Raw genomic sequence first — 14251 nt, 5'->3', positions numbered from 1 at the left:
GGATGAGGTGACTTGTTCGCCAAAGCTCGAAGAGCGACGGCGGAAGCCGAAATCCGCCGCGGCGTTTCAGCTTGTCTCCGCCAGCGGATGCAGGTCCCGCACCAAGCTTTTCAGCCGCTCTTCCACCACATGGGTGTAGATTTGCGTCGTCGAAATATCGGTGTGGCCTAGCAATGTCTGCACGATGCGCAGGTCGGCGCCGTTATGCAGCAGGTGGCTGGCAAAGGCGTGGCGTAGCACATGCGGCGATACCAGGCGCGGCGCGATGCCGACCGCGCTGGCGAGGTCCTTCAGATCACGCGCGAAGTGCTGGCGGGTGAGATGGCCGCTTTCGCCGAACGACGGGAATAGCCATTTCGATGGGGCGCTCTTCTTCGGCTGGGTTTTCTGCGCCTCCGCCATCACGACGAGATAGTCCGCCATCGCCGTCTTGGCCGTCTCGTTCAATGGCACCATGCGTTCCTTGTTGCCCTTGCCGCGCACGACAATCATGCGCGCATCGCGGCGGGCGGCGGTAACGGGGAGCGAAACGAGTTCGGACACGCGAAGTCCGGTGGCGTAAAGGACTTCGAGCAGGCAATACAGCCGCGCATGACGCAGCCGCTGCGGGAGCGTCATTTCCGCGTTCCGGGCCATGCTGCGGGCCTGCATCAGCATGCGATCGACATCCGCGATCGACAGCACTTTCGGTAGGCTGCGACCGCGCTTGGGGCCGGATAGGATCGCCGCCGGGTCGTCGGTGCGGATGTTCTCGCTCAGGAGGAACCGAAACAGGTGGCGCAGCGCCGACAGTCGGCGCGCAACGGTGGTCGATTTGAAGCCGCGATCGTCGAGATCTTCGAGATAGTCGCGTAGGAGCTGGGTGTCGGCCGTTCCGAAACTGGCCTTGGCGCGGACGGCGAAGGTGGAAAAATCCTCGAGGTCGCGGCGATAGGCGTCGAGCGTGTTCTGGCCGGCGCCCTGTTCGGCGGCGAGCATATCGAGGAACAGGGCGGAAAGGCGGGCGTCGGATGGGGTGCTCATGGGGACACCCTAGCGGCTATTTCTTGAGAAATTTGTCCGGCTGGACGGTAACGGTCATCTCCCGCGGCTTTGGATTGACGAAATTCGCCAAAGCGAAGATCGCGCCATAGATCACACCGCCAACGACCGCGACGACCGTCAGGAAGCGGAACAGGCTGGGCATGGATCTGGAACTCGGCGGATAGGACGATTCGGGCCGCCTGTGGCGGTGACCATGTCCGGATACAGATTGCACGAGGTGCTGGCAACGCTGCCTTCGGGGGTAGTATAGGTGACAGGAATGGGGCAAACCGCTGCGATGCATTGTCGCCCACTGATTTTACGAGTGTTTTTCTGATGTCCGAGACCGCTTTGCCAGCATTGGCCGACACTTCCCAGGAGGCTGCGATTGTCGCGGCGCTGGGGCGTCGCGCCGTCGTGCTGGTTGGCATGATGGGCGCGGGGAAGTCCACCATCGGCCGTCGCATGGCGATGAGGCTGCGGTTGCCCTTTGTCGATGCCGATCACGAGATCGAGGCCGCGGCCGGTATGTCGATCCCGGACATCTTCGAGGTTCATGGCGAACCGCATTTCCGCGATGGCGAGGCGCGGGTGATCGCTCGCCTGCTCGAGGGCGGGCCGATTTTGCTGGCCACCGGGGGCGGTGCCTTCATGCGTGCGGAGACCCGCGAGAGAATCCGCGACAAGGCGATCTCGCTATGGCTCAAGGCCGACGCCGATGTGATCCTGCGCCGGGTCAAGAAACGCGAAAATCGCCCGCTGCTGAAGACACCGGATCCGGCCGGCACCATCGCACGGCTGATCGAGGCGCGCCATCCGTTCTACGAGCAGACCGACATCACCATCGATTCCCGCGACGTGCCGCACGAGAAAATCGTCGATGAGGCGATCGTGGCGCTGCATGAGCACCTGTTCCGCCCGCATGCGGCATCTGCCCTGCCGGCATCGTCCGGCGATCCCCTGAGTTCGATTTTATGACTGCACCTTTGAAGCATTCCGATCCGATCACGGTCAACGTAGGGTTAGGCGATCGCGCCTATGACATCGTCATCGGCCGCAACATCCTGCCGTCCCTCGGCGCGCGCATCGCGGTGCTGCGGCCGGGCGTGCGTACGGCGATCGTCACGGACGGCACGGTGGCCAGGCATTGGCTCAAGGCGACGGAAGATTCGCTGGCTGCAGCAGGCATCCCGACCTCGCACATTGCTGTCGAGGAAGGCGAGGGCTCGAAGAGCTATGCCGGGCTCGAAACCGTTTCCGAAGCGCTGATTGCCGCAAAGATCGAGCGCAACGATCTCGTCATCGCGCTGGGCGGCGGCGTGGTCGGCGATCTCGCCGGTTTCGCGGCGTCGATCCTGCGCCGTGGCGTCGATTTCGTGCAGGTGCCGACATCGCTGCTGGCGCAGGTGGATTCCTCGGTTGGCGGCAAGACCGGCATCAATTCGCCGCAGGGCAAGAACCTGATCGGAGCGTTCCATCAGCCAGTGCTGGTCGTTGCTGACACGGCCGTGCTCGACACGCTTTCGCCGCGCCAGTTTCGTGCCGGTTATGCCGAAGTCGCCAAATATGGCGTGCTCGGCGATGCCGCCTTCTTCGCTTGGCTCGAAACCAATCACGCTGACATCATGCGCGGTGGCTCGGCACGCGAACATGCCGTCGCCACGTCTTGCCGCGCCAAGGCCGGTGTCGTGTCGCGCGACGAGCGCGAGAATGGCGAGCGGGCGCTGCTCAATCTCGGGCACACTTTTGGTCACGCGCTGGAAGCGGTTACCGGCTTCTCCGATCGTCTCTATCACGGCGAAGGCGTCTCCATCGGCATGGTGCTGGCCGCCGAACTTTCGGCGCAGCTAGGCATGCTTGCGGCAGACGATGCTGCGCGTGTCGAACGTCACCTCGCTACTGCCGGATTGCCGACGCGCTTGCAGGATATCGCGGGCTTCCAGCAGGAAGGTCTCTCCGATGCGGATCGGTTGATGGCGTTGATGGCGCAGGACAAAAAGGTGAAGCGCGGGAAGCTGACCTTCATTTTGCTGGAAGCGATTGGTCGGGCTGTCATCGCGAATGACGTCGATCCTGCTACGGTGCGTGACTTCCTACATCGGAAATTATCCGCCTGAAACACAAGCGGCGTCATTGCGAGCGCAGCGAAGCAATCCAGAGCCACGAACGGGAGAACGGGATTGCTTCGTCGCTACGCTTCTCGCAATGACGGCGTACCGATCACGGGAATTCCATGAGTTCGATCGCCGTCAACATCCTGCTCGCCGCATTCCTCCTCGCGGCCAACGCTTTCTACGTGGCGGCTGAATTCGCGCTTGTGAAGAGCCGCGGCTTTCGCGTCAAGGCGATGGCCGAACGCAACAGTTTCGGCGCCCATTTGCTGCAACGGATGATGGCGGATATCGAGCCTTATCTCGCCTGCTGCCAGCTCGGCATCACCATGGCCTCGCTCGGCCTTGGTTGGGTGGGCGAGCCGACGGTGGCGGCACTGCTGAAGCCACTGCTCGATCCGCTTGGTATGTCGGAATCGGCGCTGCACTTTACGTCGTTCCTGACTGGCTTCCTCGTCTTCTCGTCGCTGCATATCGTGGTCGGTGAGCAGGTGCCGAAAACGCTGGCGATCCGCCAGCCGGAGCCGGTGTCGCAATGGATCGCCTATCCGCTATTTGCGTCCTATGTGCTGTTCTACCCGCTGAACTGGTTGCTCAATGCCGCATCGCGCGGCGTGCTGGCGCTGATCGGCGTGAAGGAAGCGTCGCCCCATGAGATTCTCACCGGCGTCGAGATCGAAGGGCTGGTGGGTCAATCGGCCGAGCATGGCGGCATCGAGAGCGGCGAGGCCGAGTATATCCAGAATGTGTTCCGCTTCGGCGATCTAGCCGTTTCCGATGTCATGGTCCACCGCACGGCGATGACCACGCTGAATGCCGATCTTCCTTCGGAAGAACTGGTGCGCGAGGTGCTGTCCACCGAGTACACCCGCATCCCGCTGTGGCGCGAGAAACCGGAGAACATCGTCGGCGTGCTACATGCGAAGGATCTCTTGCGCGCGATCCGCGCCGCCGATGGCGATACGTCGAAGATCGACGTCGCAAGCATCGCCCTGCCGCCATGGTTCGTGCCGGAAATGCGGCCACTCTCCGATCAGCTCAAGGCATTTCGCCGCCGCAAAACGCATTTCGCTCTCGTCGTCGACGAATATGGCGAAGTGGAAGGCATGGTGACGCTTGAGGACTTGCTGGAGGAAATCGTCGGCGACATTTCCGACGAGCATGACGTTGTGGTCGCCGGTGTGCGGGCACAGGCCGACGGCTCAGTGGTGGTGGATGGCTCGGTGCCGATTCGCGATCTGAACCGTGTGATGGACTGGCATCTGCCGGATGATGAAGCCGTCACCGTCGCGGGCCTTGTCATCCACGAAGCGCGCTCGATCCCCGAGCGGGGCCAGAGTTTTACGTTCTACAATTTCCGATTCCGCGTGCTGCGTCGTGAACGCAACCGGATCACGGCGCTGCGCATTGGCCCGGTGCCGGCAGAGTCGGAGCAGATGCCGGGAAAGAAGCGGCGCGCCGGCGCGTCGTTTTAGAAGACAGTCCTGCTGAAAATCGTCCGGTCCGGTTCTTGCTTTAATGTCCTGCGGAGGCGACCATTCCATCGAGTGGCGCAGCAGGAGACAGTAATGAATAAGTTTCTGCGATGGTCGTGCTTTATTGCTGGCGTGCTGTTGTGCACCGCCGTGCAGGCCGAGACCAACTGGCCGACACGGCTGATCAAGGCCATCATTCCGTTTGGTCCGGGCAGTGCCACGGACGTCATGCCACGCACGTTCTTCGAGCGGCTGGGGCCTGAGCTTGGCCAGACCATCGTGGTGGAAAATCGCGTCGGCGGTGGCGGAGCCGTGGGCACGGCTGCGCTCGCCAAGTCGGACCCCGATGGCTACACGATCATCGCGCATTCGTCGGCACTCACCATCACCCCGGCGATCAATGCAAACCTGCCCTATGACACGTCGAAAGATCTGTCCGGTGTGGTCATGATCGGCTCGGTCCCGAACATCATGATCATTCCGAAGGATCGTCCGTGGAAGACTGTCGATGATTTCCTGAAGGATGCGCGCGCCAAGGGCTCGTCGATCAATTTCGGCTCGGTGGGTGTCGGCAGTGCCGTGCATATCAGCTCGGAGAAATTCCGCCGCGCTGGCGGCTTCGAGGCGACGCATGTACCTTATCGCGGCGGGCCTGAAGTCATCACCGATATTCTCGGCGGTCGCATCGATTTCTATTTCTGTCCGGCTGCCACCGCCTTGCCGCTCATCCGCGAAGGGCAGGTGCGGGCGCTGGTTGTCTCGACTGCCGAGCGTAGTGCCGATCTACCGGACGTACCCTCGATGGTCGACGCTGGTCTCAAGGACGGTGTGAGCAATACCTGGGTCGGTGTATTTGTGTCGTCGAAAACGCCGCGCGAGATCGTCAACAAGCTCTACGATGTCAGCACTAAATTGCTAGCCAAACCGGAGATGCAGACGGCGCTGAAGAAAATGGGTGTTGTGCCGATGCCCATGGAGCCGAGAGCGATCGACGACCTCGTCGTGAAGGAAGTCGCCGCCAACATGGCGCTGCTCAAGACGGAAAAGTGACGCAGAAAGCCGGCGGCGGTCGTCGCCGGCTTTCATAGGCCTGTATCAAGCCTCGATATCCATGCGAACGAGAATGCGTTCGGCGCTGTCGTTCCAGACATCCATCTTCACGATCTTGCCGCGGCGGACCACGAAGCGATCGACGTAGCGATTGCCTTCGAACGTGGTGCCGTCGTGCCACTCGCCATAGAGCGTGCCGGTATTGTAGACGACCGTCTCGCCATCTCCGGGTGCGACATCCGTGCGCTCCATCTTCTTCTTCACCCATTTGTAGCGCATCGCATTGAAGGCGGTGGCATCGCGCGGATGCTTGAACTTGCGCCCGCCGGTGAAGGTGATGTCCACATCGGCCGACATCAACGTTCCGGCGGTCTCCGGATCGGGGATCATCGATGCCACAAGAAAGCGTTCGACGAGCGAGGCGGCATCGGCCGTATCGTCGGCGAGGGGCGCGAGTGCAGATGTTTGTGACATCGGGGGCTCCTGGATGAGGTGATGCTCCATTCTAACAGGGAGTCTCCGGAATTGCATTCACAAGGCATCCTAAATTGTATGCACTTTTTTGCTCGAAGGCCTGAAAATTGGGCGATCCGCAAGGGTGAGGTCGGAGATATTCCTTTTATTTTCAATGCATTGTGGCGATGAATAATCGCATACGTACTGGCGCACGTCTTGCTTCCGGTTTGGCTGGTCTGGCTATAAGAACGGCCGACTGCGCGATGCCTTCAGGAGCCCCTATGACGTTCGACCTAGTTCTACGCAATGCCCGTATCGCGGACCGGCCCGGCGGTTCGTTCGATATCGGCATCAGGGATGGCCGCTTCGCTGCCATCGAGGTCGGGCTGCCCCGGGGCGATGCGCCGGATCAGAACCTGCACGGCCGGCTGGTGCTGCCGGGCTTCGTTGAAACCCACCTTCATCTCGATAAGTCCTGCCTGCTCGGTCGCTGCAATTGCGCACGCGGGACGCTGGACGAAGTTGTCGCCGAAGTCGCCAAGGCCAAGCGCGAATTTACCGAAGAGGACGTCTATGCGCGTGCTGCGCGTACGCTGGAGAAGGCGATCACCCATGGCACGAACCGGATGCGCACCCATGTCGAAGTCGACCCGCGCATCGGCCTCACCAGCTTCCGGGCGCTCAAGCAGCTGAAGAAGGATTACGCCTGGGCGATCGACCTGCAGCTTTGTGTGTTTCCGCAGGAAGGCCTGCTCGACGATCCCGGCTGCGATGAGGTGATGCTGCAGGCATTGCGCGACAGCGCCGATGTGGTCGGTGGGGTGCCCTATATGGATAGGGATTCGTACGGCCAGATCGCAAAGATCTTCGCGATGGCGCGGGAGTTCGATGTCGATATCGATTTCCATCTCGATTTCGATCTCGATCCTTCGCGCGCCGATTTCACGGAAGTCTGCCGGCAGACCGAGGCGGCCGGCTGGGGAGGACGTGTCGCCATCGGCCATGCGACGAAGCTCTCAGCCATGCCGCGTGCGGATTTCGAAGCCGCGGCCCAGCGGCTTGCCAATGCCGGTGTTGCAGTTACCGTCCTGCCGGCCACCGATCTGTTCCTCACTGGTCGCGATCACGATCACAACGTTCCGCGCGGCGTCACCCAGGCGCACAAGCTGCGTGCGCTCGGCGTGAATGCGAATGTCTCCACCAACAACGTGCTGAATCCCTTCACGCCTTTTGGTGACGTGTCGCTGATCCGTATGGTCAATCTCTATGCCAATGTGGCGCAGATCGGCCGTGACGACGATCTCGCTGATTGCCTCGATCTGGTGACAGCAGCCTCGGCACAGCTGCTCAATGCAAAGGACTACGGCATCGCCGTCGGCCTTCCCGCCGACCTGGTGGTGCTGGATTGCGAGACCAAGGCACAGGCGGTATGCGAGATTGCCCAGCCGATATTCGGTTTCAAGAAGGGTATCCGCACATTCGTCAGGCCGGCAGCCAGCCTGCTGAAGCCGGTGTGATTCAAGCTGCAAGGAGAATGCGATGCTGATCGACGATACGCTGGGGGCCTTTGTGGATCACGGCCGCATCGAGGTGCAGCCGACGTCCGAAGGTCCGCTGTCGGGGCTGACCTTTGCGCTGAAGGATGTGTTCGATCTCGCCGGCGTGCCGACCGCCGCCGGCAATCCGCAATGGCTGGCGACGCATCCGGTGCCGACGAAGTCCACACCCGCAGTTGATCGTCTGCGTGCGGCAGGGGCCAAGCTCGTGGGCAAGACACATACGGACGAACTCGCCTGGAGCCTGAACGGTGAGAATGCGCATTATGGCACGCCGGTGAATCCCGCCGCGCCCGGTCGCATTCCCGGCGGCTCGTCGAGCGGTTCCGCGGCGGCGACAGCGGGTGGGCTCGTCGATTTCGCAATCGGCTCGGACACCGGCGGCTCCGTGCGTTTGCCCGCGAGCTATTGCGGCATTTATGGCATTCGCACTACCCATGGCCGTATTCCGCTGGCCAATGCCGTGCCGCTGGCGCCGAGCTACGACGTGCTTGGCTGGTTCGCGCGATCGCCGGAATTGATGGTGCGGGTCGGTAACGTGCTGCTCGATGGGGTTCGCACGCCGCGCGCGCCGAAGAAGCTGTTGATCGCACGTGACCTGTTTGCCGCGCTGGATGGGAAAGTGCGCGACGCGCTGCAACCGTCGGTGGATCGCCTGATCGCGCTCGTTGGCAAGAGCGAAGAGATCGATGTGATCGGCGGTGAGCGCGATGCGTGGCGGAATGCGTTTCGCGTGCTGCAATCGGAAGAGGCGTGGACCGTGCAGGGGAAATGGATTTCGGCGGTGAAGCCGACATTCGGGCCTGGTGTCAAAGAGCGCTTTGCGGCTGCGGCCGTGCTGGATCCTGCGGAAATCGCGGCCGCAAAGCCGTTGCGCAAGGTGATCACGGACAAGGTGAACGGGCTACTGGCTGGCGATGCGGTGATGGTGTTGCCGACCGTACCCGGCATCGCGCCGCTGCGTGCTACGCCCGATGCGCTGCTTGACGTGTTCCGTGCCCGCGCCATCGAACTGCTCTGTGTCGCCGGCCATGCCGGCACGCCGCAATTGTCGATGCCGGTGGCGAAGCTCGACGATTGCCCGATCGGCCTGTCGATCATGGCCGCGCGCGATTGCGATGAGGATCTGCTGGCGCTGGCGGTAGAGCTGGGCCAGTAGCTCGTAGAGTGGGCAAAGCGCAACGTGCCCACCATCTTTGTCATCGCGTGTAGCGGTAGGCACGGCGCCGAGGCGCCTTTGCCTACGCTGTGGTTCACCGTCCTTTGCCGGCGCCCTTTTCCGCCGCGCGCCGCATCGCTTCCGCAAATGCACCGCCGCCGGAATCCGGCTTGCCCGGTGCGCGCGAGGTCATGTTGCGCTCGCTGAAGCGCGGACCACGGTCGGCCTTCGGGCGATCGGCCTTGGCGCCGACCGGATCGTCCATGCGCAGCGACAAGGCGATCCGCTTGCGATCGACCTCGACCTCCAGCACCTTGACCTTGACGATGTCGCCAGGCTTCACCACCTCGCGCGGGTCCTTGATGAAGGTTTTTGACATCGCCGAGATGTGCACAAGACCATCCTGATGCACGCCGACATCGACGAAAGCGCCGAAGGCGGCGACGTTAGTAACCGTACCTTCTAGGATCATGCCGGGCTTGAGGTCGGAGACCTTCTCGACACCTTCCATGAACACCGCAGCCTTGAACGCGGGACGCGGATCGCGGCCGGGCTTCTCGAGCTCCTTCAGAATGTCCGTGACCGTCGGCAAACCAAACGTGTCATCGACAAAGCTCTTCGGCTGCACCTTGCGCAGCACCTCGGCATTGCCGATCAGCGCGTGAATATCGCTCTTCGTGGCTTCGAGAATCTTACGCACCAGCGGATAGGCTTCCGGATGCACGCCTGACTTGTCGAGCGGGTCTTCGCCGTCATTGATGCGCAGGAAGCCCGCGCATTGTTCGAACGCCTTCGGACCGAGCCGCGGCACGTCCTTCAGCGCCTTGCGCGACTTGAACGGACCATTGGCGTCGCGGTGCTGCACGATGCTCTGGGCGAGACCCGTACCAATGCCCGACACGCGGGCCAGCAGCGGAGCCGAGGCGGTGTTGAGATCGACCCCAACGCCATTCACGCAATCTTCCACCACGGCATCGAGCGAGCGCGCAAGTTTGCTCTCGCCGAGATCGTGCTGATACTGGCCGACGCCTATTGCCTTGGGATCGATCTTCACCAGCTCTGCCAGCGGGTCCTGCAGGCGGCGCGCGATGGAGACCGCGCCGCGCAGCGTCACATCGAGCTCCGGCAGTTCCTCCGAGGCGAAGGCCGAGGCCGAATAGACCGACGCGCCGGCTTCCGAGACCACGATCTTGGTCATCTTCAGATCGGGCAGCAGCTTGAGGAGATCGCTTGCCAGCTTGTCGGTCTCGCGCGAGGCGGTGCCGTTACCGATGGCGATCAGTTCGACCTTGTGCTGCACGGCGAGCTTGCCGAGGGTTGCGAGCGCGGCGTCCCATGCGCGTTGCGGCTCATGCGGATAGATCGTCGTCGTCGCCACCACCTTGCCGGTGGCATCGATCACGGCGGTCTTCACGCCTGAGCGGTAGCCGGGATCGAGGCCCATGGTGACACGCGCGCCAGCCGGCGCAGCGAGCAGCAGGTCGCGCAGGTTGGAGGCGAACACGCGCACGCCTTCTTCTTCCGCCGCAGTCCACAGGCGCATGCGCAGGTCGATATTGAGATGTACCTGGATCTTGGTGCGCCAGGCCCAGCGTACGGTGTCGGTCAGCCACTTGTCGCCAGGACGACCTTTGTCGGACACACCGACGCGCTGCATGATCTTGAGTTCATACGAGCTCGGCGTCGTGGATGGGACGGGGGTCGGCGGCACCGGCTCGGGCAGCATCGCCAAATCAAGCACCTCTTCCTTCTCGCCACGGAACAGTGCCAGGACGCGATGCGAAGGAAGCTTGTGCAGTGGCTCGGAGAAATCGAAATAGTCCTTGAACTTCTCGCCCTCGGCTTTCTTGCCTTCGCGCACTTTCGAGGCCATCAGGCCGTTCGACCACATTTGCTCGCGCAGCGCGCCGATGAGATCCGCATCTTCGGCGAAGCGCTCGACGAGAATGGCACGGGCGCCGTCGAGCGCGGCGGTGACGTCGGCCACTTGCTTGTCGGCATTAACATAGGCCTCGGCAACCACCTTCGGGTCGTTCTGCGGCTCGGCGAGCAGGATGTCGGCAAGTGGCATGAGGCCGGCTTCCTTGGCGATCTCCGCTTTGGTACGGCGCTTCGGCTTGAACGGCAGGTATATGTCCTCGAGACGGCCCTTGGTGTCGGCGGTCTTGATTGCCAGTTCGAGCGCGGCGTCGAGCTTGCCCTGCTCGCGCACCGATTCCAGAATCACGGCGCGGCGGTCTTCCAGCTCGCGCAGATAGGTCAGGCGCTCTTCCAGCGTACGCAGCTGCGCGTCGTCGAGACCGCCGGTGATTTCCTTGCGATAGCGCGCAACGAACGGCACGGTGGCACCGCCATTGAGCAGTTCCACCGTCGCCGCGACCTGCTGTTCGCGCACGCCAAGTTCTTCAGCGATCTTTAGATTGATATTGGTCACGCCTGCATATTCCTTCGACAGTCCAGGGCGGTCATCCCGCCGTCTTATTCCGCTTATGGACCGGCCCTCGGCGATTCAGCAACCCTGATCGCGGCGGCAGATTGTTCTGTGGATCGCCGGTTCTGCTTTGAAAATGCTCCCGGATTTCCTGATGGCGGCGTGCTTTGCCGCGATGCGGTTGTGCAAAAATATAGTGCTGGATCGAACCGCGCGATCTGTGTAGACGGACCGTCCTTTTGGAGCGGTCATGTCGATTTGCGGTCTGGATTTTGGAACGTCGAACACGACGCTCGGCACCATCGAGAACGATGTCCCGGTGCTCGCCGCGCTGGAAGATGCGCATGTCACCATTCCGAGTGCCATCTTCTATAAGGTCGATACCGGCGTCTTTATCGGGCGCAACGCGATGGAAGCCTATGTGGAAGGCGTCCCTGGCCGGCTGATGCGCAGCCTGAAATCGGTGCTCGGCACCTCGCTGGTCGACGAGACCACGCGCGTCGGCCGCGAGCGCATCGGCTTTCGCAACGTCATCGGCAACTATATCGGCGCCGTGAAGCGTCGTGCGGAAGCCGCGACAGGACAGGAATTGCGCAAGGTCGTGCATGGACGTCCGGTTTTCTTCGTCGACGACAATCCCGCCGGCGACCGCAAGGCCGAGGATGTGCTGCTCGGCATCGCGAAGGATATCGGCTTTGCCGATGTCTCGTTCCAGTTCGAACCGATCGCTGCTGCGCTCGATTACGAACGTCACATCGATGCGGAAGAGATCGCGCTGATTGCCGATATCGGCGGTGGTACGTCGGATTTCTCCATCGTGCGCCTGTCGCCGGAACGGCATCGTCATGCTGATCGCAAGGACGACATTCTGGCCAATGACGGCGTGCGCATCGGCGGTACCGATTTCGATCGCCATCTGAGCCTTGGCGTGGTGATGCCGCTGCTCGGCTATCGCTCGGCCATGAAGCGTGCGGGGCTCGATGTGCCGTCAGGCTATTTCCACGATCTCGCGACCTGGTCGAGCATCAACCGGATGTACGACCCCAAGGTCATCAACGAGATCCGGCAGGTACGCTACGAAGCGCGGCAGCCCGAATTGCTCGGTCGCCTGGTTCGCGTGCTGGAAGAGCAGCGCGGCCATACGCTGGCGATGGAGGTCGAGGGCGCCAAGATCGGTCTATCCGATCAGCCGAAATCGAGCATTGCTCTGGATTGGCTGGAGCCTGGCCTGTCCGCCGGCCTGGCGCGCAAGGAACTCGTGAGCCACACCCGGACGCTGGCCGACCGCATCCACGCGCGGATCGCCATTTGCCTGTCCCAGGCAAAACTGAAGCCAGAAGACATTGATGCGGTGTTTCTCACTGGCGGCTCGGTGCAGCTGGCTCATGTCCGCAAGGCGATCCTCGGTGCGCTGCCGGCAGCCCGCGCTATCGATGGCGACACCTTTGGCGCGGTCGGCAAGGGCCTTACCATCGAAGCGATCAGGCGTTACGGCGACGCCTGATCGACTTTCGTTGCGTTCTACCGGACGCTTCCGGTTGACATATTGCCGCACCCGCGCAGTTTGGCTAAACGGCCAAGTCGCGGCCGTTCGGTTGCGCAAAAGAAGCCATCGGGAGCGAACAGAATGAGTCAGGCCATCATCGGGGCACGCGCGGAGCAGAGTGCGAAGAGCGATCTCGAAACGTCGACGATCCGTGCCATTTCCTGGCGGCTGATTCCGTTTCTGATCCTGGCTTACTTTCTCGCTTATCTCGACCGGGTCAATCTCGGCTTCGCTGCGTTGACCATGAATGCCGATCTGAATTTCTCGCCGACAGTGTTCGCCTGGGGCGCTGGCATTTTCTTCATCGGTTATTTCATCTTTGAAGTTCCCAGCAACATCGCGCTGGAAAAATTCGGCGCCAGCCGCTGGATTGCGCGCATCATGGTGAGCTGGGGCGTGATCTCGGCGCTGATGGCGGTGGTCGGCGGCCCGACCAGCTTCTATGTGTTGCGCTTCCTGCTCGGTGTCGCCGAAGCCGGCTTCTTCCCCGGCATCATCCTTTATCTGACTTACTGGTATCCGGCTGCATATCGCGCACGTTTCCTCGCGGCCTTCGCCATCGCCGTGCCGGTGTCCACCGTAATCGGTGCGCCGATTTCCGGCATGCTGCTCGGCATGGATGGCGTCATGGGGCTGAAGGGCTGGCAGTGGCTGTTCATCATCGAGGGCATTCCCTCGGTGCTGCTGGGCATCGTCACCTGGTTCTATCTCACCGACAAGCCGTCGAAAGCCGACTGGCTGACGCCGGATCAGAAGATGTGGCTGGCCGACAGGCTCGAAAGCGAGCGCACCATGAAGGAAAGCGCCCATGGCATGTCGCTCGGTCAGGCGCTGTCGTCGCCTAAGGTGCTGATGCTGAGCGTAATCTATTTCGGCTTCGTCGCAGCGCTTTACGGTATGCAGTTCTGGCTGCCGCAGATCGTCAAGGCGTTCGGTCTCACGAATACCCAGACCGGTTTCGTCACCGCGATTCCCTATGCGTTCGGCTCCATCGCCATGATTCTCTGGGCCCGACATTCGGACCGCACCCGTGAGCGTGTCTGGCATGTCGGCCTGCCGTTGCTGTTGATCGCCGTGGCGCTGGCTGTCTCGGGCGTGGTCAGCAATCCCACGGTCACCATGGTCGCGCTGACCGTGGCCGCCGTCGGGGTATTCTGTACTTTCGCCCTGTTCTGGACCCTGCCGACCGCCTGGCTCAGCGGCACGGCAGCAGCGGGCGCCATCGCCATGATCAATTCGATCGGCAATCTCGCCGGTTTCGGTGGCCCGTATCTGATCGGTTGGGTCAAGGAAGCTACGGGCAGTACGTCCACTGGCCTCCTGGTACTAGCCGCCATGCCGCTGATCGCGGGCATTCTGGTGCTCGCCGGCAATCACGGCACCGCGACAGAATTCTCCTCCGCCAGCAAGGGGGGCGAGTCGGCAAGGTAATTAATTACCTTTA

At 62.1% G+C, this 14251-nt stretch carries 12 protein-coding genes; 8 read left to right on the top strand and 4 right to left on the bottom strand.

The annotated features are described in order from the left end of the window. Positions 1–66: 66 nt before the first annotated feature. Positions 67–1023 (bottom strand): site-specific tyrosine recombinase XerD, encoded by a 957-nt coding sequence (xerD, locus tag E0H22_RS22520; protein ID WP_233023186.1) that lies wholly within the window; start codon positions 1021–1023, stop codon positions 67–69. Between the two features lie 16 nt (positions 1024–1039). Then, positions 1040–1186: a histidine kinase gene (locus E0H22_RS22515; RefSeq protein ID WP_233023185.1), complete on the bottom strand. Its 147-nt coding sequence runs from the start codon at positions 1184–1186 to the stop codon at positions 1040–1042. A 173-nt stretch (positions 1187–1359) separates the two neighbouring features. Here E0H22_RS22515 and E0H22_RS22510 point away from each other — a divergent pair, with 173 nt between their 5' ends. From E0H22_RS22510 to E0H22_RS22495, 4 genes are all read left to right on the top strand, one after another. After that, positions 1360–2001 (top strand): shikimate kinase, encoded by a 642-nt coding sequence (locus E0H22_RS22510; protein WP_233023184.1) that lies wholly within the window; start codon positions 1360–1362, stop codon positions 1999–2001. Further along, the gene (gene aroB, locus E0H22_RS22505; protein ID WP_233023183.1) at positions 1998–3140 is read left to right on the top strand and encodes a 3-dehydroquinate synthase; all 1143 of its coding nucleotides are present in this window, start codon (positions 1998–2000) and stop codon (positions 3138–3140) included. The genes E0H22_RS22510 and aroB overlap by 4 nt, the downstream gene beginning before the upstream one ends. Before the next feature lie 116 nt (positions 3141–3256). Then, a complete protein-coding gene (locus E0H22_RS22500; RefSeq protein WP_233023182.1) occupies positions 3257–4609 on the top strand; it encodes a hemolysin family protein in 1353 nt (450 codons plus the stop codon). 93 nt (positions 4610–4702) lie between these two features. Next, positions 4703–5659: a Bug family tripartite tricarboxylate transporter substrate binding protein gene (locus E0H22_RS22495; RefSeq protein WP_233023181.1), complete on the top strand. Its 957-nt coding sequence runs from the start codon at positions 4703–4705 to the stop codon at positions 5657–5659. Positions 5660–5704: 45 nt separating this feature from the next. Here the strand turns inward: E0H22_RS22495 and E0H22_RS22490 are convergent, their stop codons facing one another. Further along, positions 5705–6133, bottom strand: a complete 429-nt coding sequence (locus tag E0H22_RS22490; protein ID WP_233023180.1) for a nuclear transport factor 2-like protein — start codon at positions 6131–6133, stop codon at positions 5705–5707. 263 nt (positions 6134–6396) lie between these two features. Here E0H22_RS22490 and E0H22_RS22485 point away from each other — a divergent pair, with 263 nt between their 5' ends. Together E0H22_RS22485 and E0H22_RS22480 are read left to right on the top strand one after the other, a co-directional pair. After that, positions 6397–7632, top strand: coding sequence for an amidohydrolase family protein (locus tag E0H22_RS22485; RefSeq protein ID WP_233023179.1), 1236 nt, complete (start codon positions 6397–6399; stop codon positions 7630–7632). A 22-nt stretch (positions 7633–7654) separates the two neighbouring features. Beyond that, positions 7655–8830, top strand: coding sequence for an amidase (locus tag E0H22_RS22480; protein ID WP_233023178.1), 1176 nt, complete (start codon positions 7655–7657; stop codon positions 8828–8830). A gap of 94 nt (positions 8831–8924) precedes the next feature. On the opposite strand, the gene E0H22_RS22475 is transcribed toward E0H22_RS22480, so the two are convergent. Further along, a complete protein-coding gene (locus tag E0H22_RS22475) occupies positions 8925–11264 on the bottom strand; it encodes a Tex family protein (protein ID WP_233023177.1) in 2340 nt (779 codons plus the stop codon). Positions 11265–11511: 247 nt separating this feature from the next. Here E0H22_RS22475 and E0H22_RS22470 point away from each other — a divergent pair, with 247 nt between their 5' ends. Beyond that, the gene (locus E0H22_RS22470) at positions 11512–12765 is read left to right on the top strand and encodes an Hsp70 family protein (protein ID WP_233023176.1); all 1254 of its coding nucleotides are present in this window, start codon (positions 11512–11514) and stop codon (positions 12763–12765) included. 123 nt (positions 12766–12888) lie between these two features. Then, entirely contained in the window at positions 12889–14238 is a 1350-nt protein-coding gene (locus tag E0H22_RS22465; protein ID WP_233023175.1) for an MFS transporter, read from the top strand. The last annotated feature ends 13 nt before the right edge of the window (positions 14239–14251 follow it).

Source organism: Rhodopseudomonas boonkerdii (genome assembly GCF_021184025.1).
Lineage (GTDB): Bacteria > Pseudomonadota > Alphaproteobacteria > Rhizobiales > Xanthobacteraceae > Tardiphaga > Tardiphaga boonkerdii.
This window is presented reverse-complemented; position numbering and strand designations above follow the sequence as displayed.

What these genes read in the sequence shown, in the direction of transcription:
- xerD (WP_233023186.1), bottom strand. Translation starts at nt 1,023, where the DNA reads ATGAGCACCCCATCCGACGCCCGCCTTTCCGCCCTGTTCCTCGATATG.
- E0H22_RS22515 (WP_233023185.1), bottom strand. Translation starts at nt 1,186, where the DNA reads ATGCCCAGCCTGTTCCGCTTCCTGACGGTCGTCGCGGTCGTTGGCGGT.
- E0H22_RS22510 (WP_233023184.1), top strand. Translation starts at nt 1,360, where the DNA reads ATGTCCGAGACCGCTTTGCCAGCATTGGCCGACACTTCCCAGGAGGCT.
- aroB (WP_233023183.1), top strand. Translation starts at nt 1,998, where the DNA reads ATGACTGCACCTTTGAAGCATTCCGATCCGATCACGGTCAACGTAGGG.
- E0H22_RS22500 (WP_233023182.1), top strand. Translation starts at nt 3,257, where the DNA reads ATGAGTTCGATCGCCGTCAACATCCTGCTCGCCGCATTCCTCCTCGCG.
- E0H22_RS22495 (WP_233023181.1), top strand. Translation starts at nt 4,703, where the DNA reads ATGAATAAGTTTCTGCGATGGTCGTGCTTTATTGCTGGCGTGCTGTTG.
- E0H22_RS22490 (WP_233023180.1), bottom strand. Translation starts at nt 6,133, where the DNA reads ATGTCACAAACATCTGCACTCGCGCCCCTCGCCGACGATACGGCCGAT.
- E0H22_RS22485 (WP_233023179.1), top strand. Translation starts at nt 6,397, where the DNA reads ATGACGTTCGACCTAGTTCTACGCAATGCCCGTATCGCGGACCGGCCC.
- E0H22_RS22480 (WP_233023178.1), top strand. Translation starts at nt 7,655, where the DNA reads ATGCTGATCGACGATACGCTGGGGGCCTTTGTGGATCACGGCCGCATC.
- E0H22_RS22470 (WP_233023176.1), top strand. Translation starts at nt 11,512, where the DNA reads ATGTCGATTTGCGGTCTGGATTTTGGAACGTCGAACACGACGCTCGGC.
- E0H22_RS22465 (WP_233023175.1), top strand. Translation starts at nt 12,889, where the DNA reads ATGAGTCAGGCCATCATCGGGGCACGCGCGGAGCAGAGTGCGAAGAGC.